Source organism: Mannheimia sp. E30BD (assembly GCF_041807785.1).
GTDB lineage: Bacteria > Pseudomonadota > Gammaproteobacteria > Enterobacterales > Pasteurellaceae > Mannheimia.
Genome location: NZ_JBGTYX010000005.1, coordinates 59963 through 78697 on the forward strand (window position 1 = coordinate 59963; position 18735 = coordinate 78697).

Below are 18735 nucleotides of genomic sequence, written 5' to 3' on the forward strand. Positions count from 1 at the left end.
ATTACCTATCACTTAAGCAAACAACATCCTCTACCATAGTAAGTAAAAAAACGATTAGAATAGATTGAATCATCAACTACTATGGAAAAAGTATGACTGTACACCTCAACGCTTTTCATCAGCCCATAGACAACTCTTTGCCTGATTTTATCTCAAGACAATATCCCGATATTGAGCAAATTATGGGGCCGGTGTCTATCATTGAAAAGTTGAACATTGCCAATGCGCGGTAAGGATTTATATGAAGCATTTGGCGAAAACAGTCCTTTGCATCTTTGAACTTATCTGCCAATTGAGCCGTTTAACAAGCGGCCAGATTTTATGGATTTTTTGCAATGAGGGCATTTCCCCTTATCAGCTTGTGATTGTGGAAAAACAGAGCCAGCGGGGGGAGGGGGTACTGTCGCTAATGTGCATTGCTCTTGACAACCGAGAGATAGAAATGGGCTGAATGATTTATTCGCCGCATTTGCAACGCAGTAAAATGGTAACCGAAGTGCAATATATGTATTTGAAACCTTGCAATATAGCCATTATGAATGGAAATGTGACAGCTTAAATGAGCCGTCCAAAAAAGCTGTTGAACACTTGGGCTTTCACTACGAAGGGCGTTTTCGTCAAGCGATGGTGTATAAAGGGCGTAACAGTGATACCAATTGGTATGCGATGATCAATGGCAATTGGCAACAAGACGTGTTTGAACAATCGCTCAATCCGAGCAATTTTGATGAAAATGGACAACACATCCAATCTCTACAACCAAATCATAAGCAAATATAGCAATGTATCTGTTTAATTAAAATAATTTTATGGTAAAGCTGATGTACAAAAATCTTTCTCTACTCTCTCATAATGATCCATTCAATTTAGAACTTGTTTCCGGTCTCACTCAATGTGAGAAAGGTAACTATCTTGATTCTATTGTCGATAGACAACAAGGAATGCACGGCTATATGTTGCAACTAACCACTTTTGGACATGGATCTGTTTTTGATGGTAAACACGCTTTTACCGCCCATCGAGGACAATTACTCCTGTTTACACCCGGTGCCGTTCAACACTATCACCGCCATTCGGAAAGCCAATATTGGCACTACAAATGGGTCTATTTTCTGCCAAATCCAAAGTGGAATAAATGGCTGAATTGGTCAGATATGGAAGAAAAAATAGGGCGTATTACTATTAGCGATGACCGATACTTTCAGGAAATCAGCCAACTTTTCAGTAAAATTGAATTAGAACTTAAATCCAGTAAATTTTTTAAAGAAGATATTGCAACAAGTTTGTTGGAATACTTACTTATGAAATGTATTTCCGCCGAGAAAATTGAGGTTATTCCTGTCATTGATCAACGCATTTTAACAGTTTGTGATTTAATCTTAACGAATTTGGCTAAAAATGAGAGCTTAGAAGCAATGGCAGAAAAAGTATTTTTATCGCCATCAAGGCTTTCCCATCTTTTCAAGCAATCGCTGGGGATCAGCTTAGTGCAATGGCGGGAATTACAACGCATTTCCGAATCCAAAAAATTGCTTTATTTCTCTAACATCTCTATCTCTAATATTGCCAAATCCTTAGGCTATGAGGATTCTCTCTACTTTTCCAAAATTTTCAAAAAGCATACCGGGCTGTCTCCCTCTGAGTTTAGAACCTTAGAACGGCGTAAAGACAGTGAAATGTGATCTTGATCTCACTTTACTTTGCATAGCAGAATTTTCCATATCGATAACAAAAAGTTACCTGTTTTTCTCTCATTCAAAAGCATAAGATACAAACAGCTTTAATAGTGCTGTTTCTATTAGAGAAGGGATATCAAGCTCTTTGAGCGATATTCAGTGAAATAACTTCTTATGTATGAGGGAAGAACAATGAAAAAACCAACGTTCAAGCACGCATTATTTTCAAGTATTTTAGCTTTAGCCTGTTACGGTTCGGCATTTGCCAATGATGTCGTTAATATCTCCAAAATTGACGGTATGCCGTGGTTTAATCGTATGGCAGAGGGTGTTGTGCAAGCAGGTAAAGATAACAATATCAATGCTTATCAAGTTGGTCCATCAAATACCGATGCACCACAACAAGTAAAGTTAATTGAAGATTTAATTGCGAAAAAAGTTAGTGCTATTTCCATCGTCCCTAACGATGCAAATGCCTTAGAACCGGTGCTGAAAAAAGCGAAACAGAACGGCATTGTGGTATTGACCAATGAGTCAGTCGGACAACCTAGTGCCGATTGGGATATTGAAATTATCGATAATGCACAATTTGCGGCAGACTATGTAGAAGAAGTAGCAAAAGCTATGGGAGGAAAAGGCGGCTATGTGATTTATGTAGGTGGCTTAACCGTGCCTCAACATAATCTGTGGGCTGATTTATTCGTGAAATATCAGAAAGAGCATTATCCGGATATGTTTGAAGTGACCAGCAGAATGCCTGTTGCCGAAAATATTAATGATGCACGCCGTACCACCATTGATTTAGTGAAAGCCCATTCCGATCTTAAAGCGGTCGTTTCTTTTGGTTCACAAGGTCCTATTGGTGCAGGGTTAGCAGTGAAAGAAAAACGCTTAAAAAATAAATTAAGTGTCTTCGGAATGATGATTCCTTCCCAAGCAGCCAATTTAATTAAAAGCGGTGATATTACAATGGGAATTACCTATGACCCGGCAAATGCAGGTTATGCTTTAGCTGCTGTCGCTGCCAAAGTATTAAAAGGCGAAAAAATTGAGGATGGATTAGAGATCCCAACGGTTGGTAAAGCCAAAGTAGATAGTGAGAAAAAACTACTTCAATTCCACAATGTGTTGAAAGTCACCAAGGAAAATATCGATAAATTATATTAATTTGCGCTGACATATGGGCTGATAACCAGCCCATATTTTCACCTCAGGAGGCACTTATGGCATTTATTTCGATGCGGCATATCAGTAAAACATTCCACGGCATAAAAGCATTAAATCAAGTCAATCTCTCATTAGATTATGGTGAAGCACTTTGCCTTGCCGGTCAAAATGGTTGTGGAAAATCAACCTTGATCAAAATTCTTTCCGGCGTTTATCAACCGGATAAAGGGGCTGAAATTCAAATTGGTGCAACTCAATATTCCAAGCTGACACCAGAGGAGTCTATTGATAAAGGCATTCAAGTGATTTATCAAGATTTAGCCCTCTTCCCCAATTTAACCGTGGCAGAAAATATTGCCATTAACCTGCATCGAAAATTCGGTTGGGTGAGTCAAGATCACATTCATCAGGTTGCCCTCACTGCTATTCAAAGCATTAATGCAAATCTAGACCTGAATGCAATATTAGAAGATTTACCGATCGCTCAACAACAGTTAGTCGCCATTTGTCGAGCGTTAGCACAAAATGCCAGATTATTGATTATGGACGAGCCGACAGCCTCACTTACTGCAAAAGAGGTCAAAGATCTGTTAGATGTCGTCATCAAACTTAAAAGCAAAGGCATTAGCATCATCTTTGTCAGTCATAAATTGCAAGAAGTAATGAGTGTTTCCGATAGCGTATTAGTGCTGAAAGATAGCAATATGGTTGGGCAGTATCCTATCCGTGAAATGAATGAAAAACGCCTTGGTTTCCTAATGACCGGGCTGGAAATCGATTACAAGCGGTTAGATTTGCCGGATTTTTTGCAAAGAAAAACCGTATTGGAAGTCCGCAATTTAACGCTGCCTCATCAGTATCAAGAGATTAACTTTTCGCTACGAGAAGGGGAAATTGTTGCCCTTACAGGATTGCTCGGTTCAGGGCGTACTGAGCTTTGCCTAAGTTTATTCGGCATTACTCAACCACAATCCGGCGATATTTTATTAAACGGTGAAAAAGTGATATTTAACACTAACCGTGATGCCATTGCCAAAGGGATTGCTTATGTCTCGGAAGATCGAATGCACACCGGGCTGATTATGGCAGAGTCGATTCATCACAATATTATTTCGACCATTTTTCACAAAATCACCGATAAATTACAGATTATTCAATCCTCGAAGGCTTATGCAAGTAGCCAAGCCTTGATTGATTCATTAAAGATTAAAGTATCCGATTCAGACTTGCCTGTTAATACCCTTTCCGGAGGGAACGCACAGCGGGTTTCGATTGCAAAATGGCTGGCAATCGAACCGAAAATTATGATTTTAGATGCTCCAACTATTGGGGTCGATATCGCCAATAAAGAAGGGATCTTCCAAATTATTAAATCATTGGCTCAGCAAGGCATTGCAGTTATTTTTGTGACTGATGAAGTAGAAGAAGCCTATTACAACAGCCATCGGGTAATTGTAATGAAAAAAGGCCGCATTGTTGATGAAATCTTGCCGGCATATTCCAGTGAAAAATCGATTGCGGAGGTTATTTATGAAAATCAGCAATAATCATATTCTTTCCGGTACGTTACTGATTTTAATCCTATTATTAACCCTATTTACCCGTGATTTTGCAACTATTGAGAACCTTTATGATGTTGTAAATAATTACGCAATGTTGATGATTTTAGCTTGTGGTTTATTTGTGGTATTGCTGTCTGGCGGCATTGATATTTCTTTCCCTGCTATCACTATTATTTCCCAATATGTTATGGTCACTCTGATCGGTAAATATGATGTGGGATTTGCCGGTGTTTTTGTTATTTCTTCCACCATCGGCATATTATTGGGTTTTATTAATGCTCTATTTGTTAATCGGCTTAGTGTCCCTTCCATTATTATTACGATCTCAACACTCAATATTTTTTATGGCGGACTACTCTATTTTACCAAAGGTGTATGGCTTTATGAGTATCCCGAATGGTTTACCCAAGAAATCGTGTTCTTTAAACAGATAACTGCTGAGGGAGTGGAATTTGGATTATCGTTTCAAGCATTAATGGCTATTTTGGCGGTGATATTAACCGGCTTAATTACCAATAAACTCACTATTGGTCGAAAAATTTACGCTCTTGGTGGTAATCCGGATGCAACCTCCCGTATTGGGTTTAATCTCTTATTTCTCCATCTATTTGCGTACGGTTATATGGGCTTTATGGCAGGCTTGGCAGGCATAGTGCAATCTTATACCGTACAATCTGTCGCACCGGATTCACTACTGGGTTATGAATTAACCGTCCTAGCTGCCGTTGTATTAGGCGGTGCTAGTTTATCAGGTGGTAGAGGCACCCTGCTTGGTACAGTAATGGGCGTAATGTTACTGGCGATTATTCAAAACGGGCTAAATTTAATGAATGTATCGTCTTACTGGCAAACCATTATTACCGGTATCATCATTATCTTAAGTATTAGTGCAACAGCCTTAAGTCAGCGGAAAAAACAAGGAGCATAACGATGAAAAGTAAACTGGATCCAACGATTTTCTATCTCTTAGCACTCTTCGCAGTTGCAGTTATCGCCTTTAGTATTTTCATTCCGGATATTTTTTGGTCTGTCAGTAACTTTCAATCTATGGCATCACAAATTCCAGTATTAGGTATTTTAACCCTAGCAATGGCATTACCGATGTTAACAGGTGGAATAAATCTTTCCATTATTGCCGGAATGAATGCTTGCTCATTAATTATTGCCTACTTTATTACGCAATATACCGGTATTTCTTGGTTATTTATTGCTATTTTATTAAGCCTTTGCTGTGCCTTAGCCATTGGATTACTCAACGGCACATTAATTACCATTATTCGTGTTTCACCAATTTTGGCAACCTTAGGCACAATGACTTTAATTAACGGCATTAATATTCTAGTCACTAACGGTTCAACCATTGCGAACTTTCCGGAAACAATGTTGAGTATTAATGCTTCAACCTTTTTATGGATTCCGCTACCCATTCTAATCTTTCTCTTTCTTGCTGGGCTGATTTGGTTTTTCTTAGAAAAAACTGCAATGGGTAAAGCAGTTTATTTCATCGGCAATAATGAAAAAGCCACCTATTATTCGGGTATTAATACCAAAAAAGTGCTGATTTGGGTTTATGTTATCTCCTCAATTCTCTGTGTATTTGCAGCTATTTTGATGATGTCTAAACTCAATTCTGCAAAAGCCTCTTATGGTGATTCCTATTTATTGATCTCTATTTTAGCCACAGTATTAGGTGGCATTAATCCTGATGGCGGTAAAGGGAAACTATTAGGGATTATGCTCGCCTTAGTTTTATTACAAGTGATTGAAAGTGGCTTAAATATGCTCGGCATCAGCAGTTACATTACAATGATTTTATGGGGAAGCTTATTGTTATTCTTTATCTTCCTCCAAAAAAATCGCCTTTTCCGACTAACACAGTAATGGTGGTAGATTATGCAAAATGAAAAACAACTTATTGAACAAGGTAATACTGTTATTGGTATTGAATTGGGTTCAACCCGAATTAAAGCGGTGTTAATTAGCTCAGATGGGACGATTTTAGCAACCGGTGGGGCGGATTGGGAAAATCGACTGATTGACGGTATTTGGACCTATCATCAAAATGAAATATGGGAAAAACTACAAGCTGCTTATATGGATTTAAGCAAGACAGTCAAAGAAAAATATCACACAACCATTCGCATAGCCAAAGCATTCGGAATTAGTGCGATGATGCATGGCTACTTACCTTTCGATAAACACGGAAATCAGCTGGTTGCCTTCAGAACTTGGCGAAACAACATTACCTTAACCTCATCGGAAAAATTGACCGCACTCTTTCAATACCCAATTCCGCAACGTTGGAGCATTGCTCATTTACACCAAGCATTGCTTAACCAAGAGCCTCACTTGCCGGAAATTGATTACCTGACAACCCTCTCAGGTTATGTGCATTGGCAACTGACCGATCACAAAGTGTTAGGGATTGGCGATGCTTCCGGTATGTTCCCGATAGATACTGAGTTGAAATCCTACAATCCAACAATGCTGGCTCAATTTGATCGAGCCATTGCCGACTACCGTATGCCTTGGAAATTGGAGGCGATTTTGCCACAAGTTCGTGTTGCTGGTGAACAAGCGGGCAAATTAACCGAAAAAGGTGCAAAATTGTTAGATCCAACCGGTAATTTGCAAGCTGGCATTCCACTTTGTCCTCCGGAGGGTGATGCCGGAACAGGTATGATTGCAACCAACTGTATCAAAGAAAAAACCGGTAATATTTCTGCCGGCACCTCCGCATTTGCAATGATTGTGTTAGAAAAAGCCCTATCCAAAGCCTATTCAGAGCTGGATATTGTGACGACCCCGGCAGGTAAATTAGTGGCAATGGCTCACGCTAATAATTGCACCTCTGATATTAATGCGTGGGTGAATTTATTCGGCGAATGCTTATCGGTTTTTGGCGTAAATATCTGCACCGAAGAACTTTATGAAATGTTATTTCTCCACGCCTTACAAGGCGATGCAGATTGCGGAGGGCTATTATCCTACGGCTTCCACTCCGGTGAACATAATGTCGGTTTATCCGAAGGCTGTCCGGTTTTCTTGCACCCAACGAATGCCCATTTTAACTTAGCAAACTTTATGCGAACCCATCTCTACACCGCTTTCGGTGCAATGAAATTAGGAATGGACATTCTCATTAACCAAGAAAAAGTGGAAATTTCCCGCATTCTCGGTCACGGTGGTATATTTAAAACAGAAGGTGTTGCACAAAAAATTCTGTCTTCCGCACTGAATATTCCATTGGCTACCGCAAGTACTGCTTCAAATGGCGGAGCTTGGGGAATTGCACTACTGGCAGACTTTCTCAGAGTATCAGACCGTTACAGTTTAGAAGAATATTTAGATAATTGCATTTTCAACACCACCAAACTCAATCTGGTTCAACCGGATAAAACCATGAGTGAAGGTTATGAACGCTTTATGCAACGTTATAAGCAAGGCATTCCTGTGGTAGAAAAAGCGCTGTTTTTAAATGCAGATTAAATAATTTAAGTATCACAAGCGGTTATTTTTTGCAAAAAATTAATCGCTTATTCTCTTTACTCCACAATCTCCACAGTCGAATTAATACTCAACCCTCTTACAAGTTGTGAACCTTTTCTAGCACGCTCGCCTCGGTAGTTGTCGATGTCAGTCGGTTTTAACGTAATCTTACGTTTGCCCGAAACAAACACGAGAGAGTTCGTTGGTTTGATGACCAATAAACGGGCGAGATATTCATCACCTGATTTTGCTGCGGCTGCAGAAATGTTGATGATTTTATTGCCTTTTCCTTTAGATAATTCAGGAAGTTCGCTTACTGGGAAAACAAGCATTCTGCCAACATTACTCATTGCGACAAGTGATAAATTTTCATCATTTTCAAGTAGTTGCGGCGGTAGCACTTTTGCATTTTCTGTTAAAGAAATGACCGCTTTCCCTGCTTTGTTGCGTGAAACCAAGTCTTCAAAGGTACAAATAAAGCCATAGCCTGAATCAGACGCCATTAACACTTTAGTGTCTGAATTTGCCATTAATACCTGTTGCACCGTTGCCCCTTCAGGTAAAGTAATTTTCCCTGTAAGCGGTTCGCCTTGAGAGCGGGCTGAAGGGAGTGAAGTTGGCTCTAAGGCATAAGCTCGCCCTGTGCTATCTAAGAACACCACTGGTTGATTGCTTCTACCTCGTGCGTGGGCAAGGTAGCCGTCGCCTGCTCGGTAGCTTAGTGCTTGTACATCAATATCGTGCCCTTTTGCACAGCGTACCCAGCCCTTTTCAGACAGGATAACGGTTACATCTTCCGTTGGCGTTAAGTCACTTTCTGCAATCGCTTTAGACTCTGCACGCTCCACCAATGGCGAACGGCGTGGGCTGGCAAAGGTTTTAGCGTCTGCTTGAATTTCTTTCTTAATTAATGTGTTTAAACGGCGTTCCGAACCTAAAATAAGCTGTAATTCATCACGCTCATTTTCAAGATCTGATTTTTCCGCCTGTAATTGATACTCTTCTAATTTTGCCAAGTGGCGTAAACGTAAGTTCAGAATAGCTTCGGCTTGTAGTTCGCTTAAATTGAAACGAGCCATTAACTCTGCTTTTGGATCGTCTTCGTTACGAATGATCTCAATCACTTCATCGATGTTTAAGAAAGCAATCATCAAACCGTCTAAAATATGCAAGCGGTTTAAAATTTTGTCTAATCGGTAATTTAAACGGCGAGTTACTGTCGTACGGCGGAATGTCAGCCATTCGGTTAAAATCGTAAGTAGATTTTTTACCGCTGGTTTGCCATCTAAACCAATCATATTCATATTTACACGATAACTTTTTTCCAGATCTGTCGTTGCAAACAAGTGATCCATCAAAGCATCAAAATCAATACGATTCGAGCGAGGCACAATCACAATGCGAATTGGGTTTTCGTGGTCAGATTCATCACGAATATCGTCCACCATCGGCAATTTTTTATTTCTCATTTGAGTGGCGATTTGCTCAATAATTTTTGACGGCGATGCTTGATGTGGCAAAGCTGAAATCACAATTTCGCCCTCTTCTTTTTTCCACACCGCACGCATTTTTATCGAACCACGCCCTTGCTCATACATTTTCGCAATTTCCGCTTTTGGCGTGATAATCTCTGCTTCCGTTGGGTAATCAGGGCCTTGCACGACGGTCAGAATATCGTCTAAAGTCGCTTTAGGATTATCCAATAGCATCACGCTTGCATCAGCTAGTTCATTAATATTATGAGGCGGAATATCGGTTGCCATACCCACCGCAATCCCCATTGTGCCGTTTAATAAAATATGCGGTAAACGGGCTGGTAGATATTTCGGCTCTTCGAGTGAACCATCAAAGTTTAGTTGATAATCAACGGTGCCTTGACCTAACTCGCCTAATAGCACCTCAGCAATTTTAGAAAGTTTAGATTCGGTATAACGCATTGCGGCAAAGGATTTCGGGTCATCGGGTGCTCCCCAGTTACCTTGTCCATCAACGAGTGGATAGCGGTAAGAAAACGGCTGAGCCATTAATACCATTGCTTCATAACAGGCACTGTCGCCGTGCGGGTGGAATTTACCTAACACATCACCCACCGTACGAGCCGATTTTTTATATTTCGCAGAGGCATTTAAGCCCAGTTCAGACATCGCATAAATAATACGGCGTTGTACAGGTTTTAAGCCATCGCCAATAAACGGCAATGCCCTATCCATAATCACATACATTGAATAGTTGAGGTAAGCGTCTTCGGTAAAACGCTTAATCGGCATTTGTTCAATGCCTTCATAATTGATTTCTGTGGTCATTTCTATTTTATTCTTATGGGAAAATGAGCGTTATTTTCTACGATTTAGCGATTTTAGTCTAGCTCGAAACGCAAGCGGTCATTTTTGTTGATCATTTTGCAAAAAATCATCAAAAAATAACCGCTTGCATAAGTAAAAAATAGGCGATTTTTTATGAAAACTTCTGTACAATAGACAAGTTTTATTTTTTATATTGAGAGGCGGCTATCAAAAATTCTTTTAATGTTTGAGAGTTTTTTTGCTAGTCGCAATTTAGAGAAATAAAACGAAAATAATAGTAAATTCTTTAAAAGGAAAAAAACAGAATGACTCCAATTGTAAAACAATTTAAATACGGTCAGCACACCGTAACCTTAGAAACCGGTGCTATCGCACGTCAAGCTACGGCTGCAGTAATGGCAAGTATGGACGACACCACAGTTTTCGTGACTGTGGTTGCGAAAAAAGATGTTAAGGAAGGGCAAGATTTCTTCCCATTAACCGTGGATTATCAAGAGCGTACTTACGCAGCCGGTCGTATTCCAGGTGGTTTCTTCAAACGTGAAGGTCGCCCATCTGAAGGCGAAACGTTAGTTGCACGCCTGATCGACCGTCCAGTTCGTCCATTATTCCCTGAAGGTTTCTTCAACGAAATTCAAGTAATTGCAACTGTGGTTTCTGTAAACCCACAAATTAGTCCTGATCTGGTTGCAATGATCGGTGCATCGGCTGCCCTTTCATTATCCGGCGTGCCGTTTAACGGCCCAATCGGTGCGGCTCGTGTTGGCTTCATCAACGATCAATTCGTTTTAAACCCAACCACCAGCGAGCAAAAAATCAGCCGTTTAGACTTAGTGGTTGCCGGTACGGATAAAGCGGTATTGATGGTGGAATCCGAAGCGGACATCTTAACCGAAGAGCAAATGTTAGCTGCGGTGGTGTTCGGTCACGAGCAACAACAAATTGTGATTGAAAACATCAAAGAGTTTGTGAAAGAGGCAGACAAACCTCGTTGGGATTGGGTTGCTCCAGAGCCAAATACCGATTTAATCAACAAAGTAAAAGCGTTAGCAGAAGCTCGTTTAGGTGATGCGTACCGTATCGTTGAAAAACAAGTTCGCTATGAGCAAATTGATGCGATCAAAGCAGAAGTGATTGCTCAAATCACCGGCGAAGATGAAACCGTTTCAGAAGGTGCTATCATCGACATCATCACCGCATTAGAAAGCCAAATCGTGCGTAGCCGTATTATTGCAGGCGAGCCTCGTATTGATGGTCGTACTGTAGATACCGTGCGTGCGTTAGATATCTGCACTGGTGTATTACCAAGAACTCACGGTTCTGCACTATTCACCCGTGGTGAAACCCAAGCATTAGCGGTGGCAACTTTAGGTACTGAGCGTGATGCACAAATCATTGATGAATTAACCGGCGAGAAATCAGATCGCTTCTTATTCCACTACAACTTCCCTCCATATTCTGTAGGCGAAACAGGTCGTATCGGCTCGCCAAAACGTCGTGAAATTGGTCACGGTCGTTTAGCAAAACGGGGCGTATTAGCGGTAATGCCAACCGCCGAAGAGTTCCCGTATGTGGTGCGTGTGGTATCTGAAATCACAGAATCTAACGGTTCTTCTTCAATGGCGTCTGTATGTGGTGCCTCATTAGCGTTAATGGACGCTGGCGTGCCAATTAAAGCAGCGGTTGCGGGTATTGCAATGGGCTTAGTGAAAGAAGACGAGAAATTCGTGGTACTTTCAGACATCTTAGGCGATGAAGATCACTTAGGTGATATGGACTTTAAAGTAGCAGGTACGCGTACCGGTGTTACCGCTCTTCAAATGGATATCAAAATTGAAGGTATCACACCAGAAATTATGCGTATTGCGTTAAACCAAGCAAAAGGTGCTCGTATGCATATTTTAAGCGTGATGGAGCAAGCAATTCCTGCACCTCGTTCAGATATTTCTGACTACGCTCCACGCATTCACACAATGAAGATTGATCCGAAGAAAATCAAAGATGTGATTGGTAAAGGCGGTGCAACCATTCGTGCCTTAACCGAAGAGACCAATACTTCAATCGACATCGATGATGACGGCACAGTGAAAATTGCTGCAACTGACGGTAATGCAACGAAAGCAGTAATGGCTCGTATCGAAGAAATCGTGGCTGAAGTAGAAGTAAACCAAATCTATAATGGTAAAGTAACTCGTGTGGTAGATTTCGGTGCATTCGTATCAATCTTAGGTGGTAAAGAAGGCTTAGTTCACATTTCGCAAATTACTAACGAGCGTGTAGAACGTGTGGCTGATTACCTACAAGTAGGTCAAGAAGTACAAGTGAAAGTGGTAGAAATCGATCGACAAGGTCGTATCCGCTTAACGATGAAAGATCTTAATAACACCAATTCCGTAGAAGATACAGAAACTGTAGCTGAAGCTGAAGAAGTTATTACTGTAGAACAAGAAAATATCTAGTTCTAAAAGTAAAGGGGAATAGTCAGGTATTAAACGCCTGCTATTCCGTTTTTATGTCTATAATTAAAGGCAATGTAAAAATGGCACAACTGTTTAAGTTGTTTCGAATTCGTTTCTTTTTACTTAGTTTAATTTCTGTTCTTGTGCTAACGGGTTGTACAGGGCGTTACTCTGACCTCGTTTCTATTAAGAATTTAGCATTAGCAGAACTTAATCCTCAACTTCGTTTTGAACAAGAGGCAATGATGGTAAGGCTGAGCCAAGTATTGGAAGAAGCACCATTAACGCCTTCTGAACAAGCAGATCTCTATTTTGGAAGAGGGGTCATTTACGATAGTTTAGGGCTTTGGTCTTTAGCTCGTTATGATTTTGCTCAAGCGATTTCGATTAATCAGCGAATGGCAGCGGCTTATAACTATATGGGATTATACCTTCTACTAGAAGGCGATTATGATAGCTCAATTGATGCCTTTAATGCTGTATTGGAGCTAGATAACGAATATAGCTATACTTATCTAAATCGTGGTTTAGCATTTTACTATAGTGGTCGCTATTCTGAAGCTCAGCGTGACTTATTGCATTTTTACGAGGAGGATAAAAAAGACCCTTATCGTGTGTTATGGCTCTATTTTAATGAACTAGAATTTACACCTTCGGAGGCTAAAAATAATTTACAACAAAGAGCCAAAGCTCTTTCGCCCGATTATTGGGGGACTAATATCGTAAATTATTTTTTAGGCAAGCTAAATTTAGCCGAACTTCGTGCTATAATAGATAATGAAGCTAAAGAAAATAGCTCACAATATGCTGAAATACTGACAGAAACGTATTTCTACTTAGCAAAACAACAACTCAAATTAGATCGTAAAGATGAGGCAATCAGCCTCTTCCGCCTTGCTTTAGCAAATCAAGTGTTTAACTTCGTTGAGTATCGTTTTGCCCTGTTTGAACTATCACAAATTCGTGGTATGACTCAAACATCTCCCATTGTTGATAAAGAATAGGGAAAATTAGGACAGACAAGCGGTCAAATTTTGTAAATTTTTTACAAAAACCGACCGCTTATACTCAGGGGATTTTTAGAGCATTACGCTTTTTTATTTCATCTTTTCTACCTACATTTCAACAATATAATTTTCATTGAATGATTAGCTTTTATTCTGTTTAATCATTCCTCAAACTATGGTTTTTTATGACAACTGAATCTTTAACTTTTGCCGACTTAGGCTTACCTCAATCTATTCTTGATGCTGTAAACGATATGGGCTTTGTAAAGCCATCGCCAATACAACAAGAATGTATTCCTCATTTATTAGCTGGTCAAGATGTGCTAGGTATGGCACAAACAGGAAGTGGAAAAACAGCAGCGTTCTCTCTGCCCCTATTAGCTCAAATCGATCCAACGCAACGCCATCCACAAATGTTAGTAATGGCTCCTACTCGTGAGTTAGCAATTCAAGTGGCAGATGCCTGTGAACAATTTGCGAAAAATCTTAAGGGTACTCGTGTTGTTACTATTTACGGTGGACAGCGTTACGATATTCAACTCCGTGCTTTAAAACAAGGTTCACAAGTTGTGGTAGGAACGCCAGGTCGTATTCTTGACCATATTCGTCGTGGTACTTTAGATTTATCTGAATTGAAATTTATCGTATTAGATGAAGCTGATGAAATGCTTCGTATGGGCTTTATTGATGATGTTGAAACCGTAATGGCTGAATTACCTGAAGATCATCAAACTGCTCTTTTCTCTGCAACAATGCCAGAGCCAATTCGCCGTATTACCCGCCGCTTTATGAAAGATCCGCAAGAGGTCAAAATTAAAGCGACTGAACGTTCTGCGCCGGATATTGAACAAAGCTATTGGTTAGTAAACGGTTTCCGTAAAAATGATGCATTATTGCGTTTCTTAGAAGTTGAAGAATTTGATGCTGCAATTATCTTTACTCGCACCAAAACTGGCACTATTGATATTACCGAACTGTGTGAACGTAACGGCTACCGTACCGCTGCATTAAATGGCGATATGACTCAACAAGCTCGTGAGCAAACATTAGAAAAACTGCGCTCAGGTCGTTTAGATATTTTAGTTGCAACCGATGTTGCTGCTCGTGGTATTGATATTGAACGAATCAGCCTTGTGGTGAACTACGATATTCCACTTGAAGAAGAATCTTATGTACACCGTATCGGTCGTACAGGGCGTGCAGGTCGTTCAGGTCGTGCCTTATTATTTGTTGAGCCTCGTGAACGCCGCTTATTACGCAATATTGAAAACTTGATCAAAAAACCAATTAATGAAGTGGCAATTCCAAACCACGAAGTATTAATGGAAAAACGCCGTGAGAAATTCAAAGCCCGTATTTCTAAGCAATTAGAACATCACGATTTAGAGAAATATCGTGAGTTACTGGAAGATTTATTTACCGCAGACCAAGACCACGAAGAGTTAGCGGCTGCGATGATGATGTTATTACAAGAAAAACAAAAATTAATTCTTCCGCCAGATCCTGTTATTCGTGCCACTCGTTCAGAACGTGGTCGTGATCGTAATGATAGAAATGACCGCCGTAACAACCGTGAACAGCGTGAAAATAATAGTATTGCAATGGACTTATATCGCATTGAGCTTGGCCGTGAAGATGGCGTGGAAGTACGTCATATCGTGGGAGCAATTGCAAATGAAGGTGATATCAGCAGCCGTTATATCGGACATATCAAATTACACGACACCTACTCAACGATTGAATTGCCTCAAGGTATGCCAAAACATTTAGTGCAGCATTTTGCTAGCAAAGCACGTGTATTAAGCAAGCCGATGCAAATGAGCTTGTTAGGCCCTGCAAATGCAGCAAGTAATGCGAATCCGTTCGAAGGTCGTGGCAGAGGTGATCGCCGTGATCGTAACGATAGAGGCGGCCGCCGTGATGGTGGTTTTAATAAAGACCGTAAAGGCGGCTTTAAAGAAAAGCGTTTCAGCGAAAAACGTGGTCGCCGTGATTAATTAACAAAATGCCCTAGTCAATAGGGCATTTTTCATATTACACTACTTACAAGCGGTCTTTTTCTTATATTTTTTACAACTATGTTTATCAAACCTAACCAAATTTCTTGCTCAACCATAACTTCCGAACAAGATATTGCCTTTATGCAATATGCTCTAGATTTAGCTGATTTAGCTGAAGCAAAAGGTGAAATTCCTGTGGGTGCGGTATTAGTCGATAAAAATCAAAATATTATTGGCAAAGGTTGGAATCAAACCATCCAATTATCTGACCCATCCGCCCACGCTGAAATGCAAGCAATCCGACAAGCAGGGCAAACCATTGGTAATTATCGCTTATTAGATTGCACGCTCTATGTAACACTTGAGCCTTGCCCGATGTGTGCGGGAGCTATTTTACATAGCCGGATTAGCCGCTTAGTGTTTGGAGCGGGCGATTATAAAACAGGGGCAGTAGGTTCACGTTATCATCTGTTTGAAGATTATAAAATGAACCATTTTTTAGAAATACAAGGTAATATATTAGGAAAGGCGTGTAGCCAAAAAATCAGCGATTTCTTTAAACGAAGACGTGAAGAACATAAAGCTCAAAAAAAAGCATAGTAGAGCGCTCTGCTATGCTTTTTAACTTATTGACTAACTGAAGCTAAAATTCTATCCGCAAATTTGCCGATACTAATACCAAAGTTATTTGATCTGTTCCAATCCATCAATGTGCGGAAATTGCTAGACACTAAAAATGCTCTACCTGCTTCTTGATCTGGGCGAATTAACCAAACTTTTTTCCCATTTAAGCGAGCCATTTTCGCTACTTCCTGGTCATTCGGATAAGCTAAATAGACACCTAATGACTGCCATTCTGCCAGCGTTCTTGCTTTGTTAGCTTCAATGCCGGAGAAACTTAAATCCATCGGAGCAGATAATTTTACCTCAACGCCCCAAGGTAATTGGTTATCCCAGCCCACGGTTGAGAGATAATTTGCAATAGAAGCAAAAGCATCAGCTTCATTATCCCAAATATCTTTTTTACCATCATTGTTGCCATCAGCCGCATAGGTTAAATAGGAAGTTGGTATAAATTGGGTTTGTCCCATTGCCCCAGCCCAAGAACCCAACAATTCATAGCGTCTAATTGTGCCATTATCAAGCATTTTCATTGCATTAACGAATTCTTGCGTGAACAATTTCTCACGGCGACCATCAAACGCAAGTGTGGCTAATACGGAAAGTACATCAAAATCGCCTTGATTACGCCCGAAGCTGCTCTCCATTCCCCAAAGGGCTAAAATATACTCTTTTTGCACACCATATTTTTGGCTCGCACGAGTTAAATCTGCACTATATTCATACCAACGTTCCACCGCTTGATTGACTTTGGTTTGATTTAATACTTTATTCAAGTAATTCGTTACACCATTTCGATTTGGCGGTGGAGGCGGAGTGTTTGGATCACGCTTACGAGCCGCTTGCTGCTGGTCTAATTGCACTGCTCTCGCATTATAATTAATGAATTTCTGCTCATTTAATGTTTTTGCAGAAACACCTGCACCGGCTGCTTTCTGCTTCAAAAAATGCACATAGTCATTAAAATTGCTCACTGAGCGTGATTTCGTATATTGAGCATCTAAGTTTAAGCGAGAATAATGTTCAGAATTATCGCTTGAGCAACCTGCCAGAGCTAAGGTAATAATTGTTAAAGGTAAGATAAAAATTTTCTTTTTCATTCTATGTCTATCAAATTAACCATTCTATTTGGGCGAATTACGTTATCTATTGTAATTTCTGCCACACCTAAAAATTGTGCATTATCGGAGTATAAACGCACTAAACCATAAATGTGATTAAGATTGTCAAACCTAACTCTTTGACCAAAGCCAACCGCTTTAGTTTGCTGTTCGGTTAAATTTATTTTTGGCAATGAAGAAACAGCAGTATCCATTGCTAATAAATGCTTATCTAGCTCTACAAGCGGTTGATTTTCTGCTAAATTTTGCAAATCAGTATAGCTCATCATTTTTTCAATAGGGTAATTAGCCACCGCAGTGCGGCGTAACATAGTAACGTGAGCACCACAGCCCAGCACTTCGCCTAAATCATCAATAAGGGTACGAATGTAAGTCCCTTTTGAACAATGCACTTCTAAGGTTAGAAATGGTGCGTTGTACTCAATAAAATTCAGCTCAAAAATCGTAATCGGGCGAGCTTCACGCTCTACCGTAATCCCTGCTCTGGCATATTCATATAACGGTTTTCCGTTATGTTTTAATGCGGAAAACATTGTTGGCACTTGCAGAATATCGCCTCGAAATTGGTGTAAATTCGCTAAAATATCTGCTTCTGTTACATTCACGTCTCGAGTTCCAACCACTTCCCCTTCAGCATCAGAAGTATCGGTTCTTTCTCCTAGTTTCGCAGTAACCAGATAACGTTTATCTGAGTCCAATAAAAACTGGGAAAATTTCGTTGCTTCGCCCAAACAAATCGGCAACATACCTGTAGCAAGTGGATCTAACGCTCCTGTATGCCCTGCTTTATTTGCTTGGAAAATCCGTTTTACCTTTTGCAGAATATCGTTTGAAGACATTCCTTGTGGTTTATCTAATAAGAAAACGCCGTGAATATCACGGCCACGCTTACGAGGTCTAGACACAATTAGTCCTCTTTATGCTTTTCTTCGTCATTTTTGATCACACTAGATACAAGGTTAGACATACGCATACCTTCTACTAATGATTCATCATAGATAAAACGCAATTCAGGCACAATGCGTAAACGCATTGCTTTGCCTAATAGAGTGCGGATATATGGGCTGGCTTTTTCTAAGCCTTTCATTCCTTGTGCAATAGCTTCACGATCATTATCAAATAAGAAAGTAACAAAGATTTTCGCATAGGCTAAATCTCTAGACACTTCCACATCAGACACCGTTACCATACCGATACGAGGATCTTTCACTTCTCGTTGTAAAATCACTGCCACCTCTTTTTGTAACTCTTGAGCTACACGGTCGCTACGTTTAAATTCTCTGGACATATTTTCCCCTTTTGTAGGGGCGTGATGCTCACGCCCTAAAAA

At 40.2% G+C, this 18735-nt stretch carries 16 protein-coding genes; 12 read left to right on the forward strand and 4 right to left on the reverse strand.

What is annotated here, in order from left to right:
* Positions 1-92: 92 nt before the first annotated feature.
* The 8 genes from ACERCG_RS04850 to ACERCG_RS04885 all read left to right on the forward strand — a co-directional run bounded on the left by ACERCG_RS04850 (position 93) and on the right by ACERCG_RS04885 (position 7894).
* Positions 93-233, forward strand: coding sequence for a hypothetical protein (locus ACERCG_RS04850; RefSeq protein ID WP_373610934.1), 141 nt, complete (start codon positions 93-95; stop codon positions 231-233).
* 286 nt (positions 234-519) lie between these two features.
* On the forward strand, positions 520-780 hold the full coding sequence (locus ACERCG_RS04855) for a GNAT family N-acetyltransferase (protein ID WP_373610935.1): 261 nt from the start codon (positions 520-522) through the stop codon (positions 778-780).
* A 41-nt stretch (positions 781-821) separates the two neighbouring features.
* Positions 822-1682 carry an arabinose operon transcriptional regulator AraC gene (gene araC, locus ACERCG_RS04860; protein ID WP_373610936.1) on the forward strand — a complete coding sequence of 287 codons (861 nt, stop codon included), beginning with the start codon at positions 822-824 and terminating at the stop codon, positions 1680-1682.
* A 186-nt stretch (positions 1683-1868) separates the two neighbouring features.
* A complete protein-coding gene (locus ACERCG_RS04865) occupies positions 1869-2843 on the forward strand; it encodes a substrate-binding domain-containing protein (RefSeq protein ID WP_006250926.1) in 975 nt (324 codons plus the stop codon).
* Between the two features lie 56 nt (positions 2844-2899).
* The gene (locus ACERCG_RS04870; RefSeq protein WP_373610937.1) at positions 2900-4390 is read left to right on the forward strand and encodes a sugar ABC transporter ATP-binding protein; all 1491 of its coding nucleotides are present in this window, start codon (positions 2900-2902) and stop codon (positions 4388-4390) included.
* On the forward strand, positions 4374-5333 hold the full coding sequence (locus ACERCG_RS04875) for an ABC transporter permease (protein ID WP_064318717.1): 960 nt from the start codon (positions 4374-4376) through the stop codon (positions 5331-5333). The genes ACERCG_RS04870 and ACERCG_RS04875 overlap by 17 nt, the downstream gene beginning before the upstream one ends.
* Before the next feature lie 2 nt (positions 5334-5335).
* Positions 5336-6286: an ABC transporter permease gene (locus tag ACERCG_RS04880; protein WP_373610938.1), complete on the forward strand. Its 951-nt coding sequence runs from the start codon at positions 5336-5338 to the stop codon at positions 6284-6286.
* Between the two features lie 12 nt (positions 6287-6298).
* Positions 6299-7894 carry a xylulokinase gene (locus tag ACERCG_RS04885; RefSeq protein WP_373610939.1) on the forward strand — a complete coding sequence of 532 codons (1596 nt, stop codon included), beginning with the start codon at positions 6299-6301 and terminating at the stop codon, positions 7892-7894.
* A gap of 56 nt (positions 7895-7950) precedes the next feature.
* On the opposite strand, the gene parC is transcribed toward ACERCG_RS04885, so the two are convergent.
* Positions 7951-10197, reverse strand: coding sequence for a DNA topoisomerase IV subunit A (gene parC, locus ACERCG_RS04890; protein ID WP_373610940.1), 2247 nt, complete (start codon positions 10195-10197; stop codon positions 7951-7953).
* A 305-nt stretch (positions 10198-10502) separates the two neighbouring features.
* Here parC and pnp point away from each other — a divergent pair, with 305 nt between their 5' ends.
* From pnp to tadA, 4 genes are all read left to right on the forward strand, one after another.
* On the forward strand, positions 10503-12656 hold the full coding sequence (gene pnp, locus ACERCG_RS04895; protein ID WP_373610941.1) for a polyribonucleotide nucleotidyltransferase: 2154 nt from the start codon (positions 10503-10505) through the stop codon (positions 12654-12656).
* An 80-nt stretch (positions 12657-12736) separates the two neighbouring features.
* Positions 12737-13660, forward strand: coding sequence for a lipoprotein NlpI (gene nlpI, locus ACERCG_RS04900; protein ID WP_373610943.1), 924 nt, complete (start codon positions 12737-12739; stop codon positions 13658-13660).
* 188 nt (positions 13661-13848) lie between these two features.
* Positions 13849-15660, forward strand: a complete 1812-nt coding sequence (locus ACERCG_RS04905; protein WP_373610945.1) for a DEAD/DEAH box helicase — start codon at positions 13849-13851, stop codon at positions 15658-15660.
* A gap of 81 nt (positions 15661-15741) precedes the next feature.
* Positions 15742-16263: a tRNA adenosine(34) deaminase TadA gene (gene tadA / locus ACERCG_RS04910; RefSeq protein WP_373610946.1), complete on the forward strand. Its 522-nt coding sequence runs from the start codon at positions 15742-15744 to the stop codon at positions 16261-16263.
* Positions 16264-16289: 26 nt separating this feature from the next.
* On the opposite strand, the gene ACERCG_RS04915 is transcribed toward tadA, so the two are convergent.
* From ACERCG_RS04915 to rbfA, 3 genes are read right to left on the reverse strand one after another with little or no spacing between them, the layout of a single operon-like run.
* Positions 16290-17384, reverse strand: coding sequence for a lytic transglycosylase domain-containing protein (locus ACERCG_RS04915; protein ID WP_373610947.1), 1095 nt, complete (start codon positions 17382-17384; stop codon positions 16290-16292).
* Positions 17381-18310, reverse strand: coding sequence for a tRNA pseudouridine(55) synthase TruB (gene truB, locus ACERCG_RS04920; RefSeq protein WP_373610948.1), 930 nt, complete (start codon positions 18308-18310; stop codon positions 17381-17383). Before truB ends, ACERCG_RS04915 begins: the two co-directional genes overlap by 4 nt.
* A 2-nt stretch (positions 18311-18312) precedes the next feature.
* Positions 18313-18693 carry a 30S ribosome-binding factor RbfA gene (gene rbfA, locus ACERCG_RS04925; protein ID WP_373610949.1) on the reverse strand — a complete coding sequence of 127 codons (381 nt, stop codon included), beginning with the start codon at positions 18691-18693 and terminating at the stop codon, positions 18313-18315.
* Positions 18694-18735 lie beyond the last annotated feature (42 nt).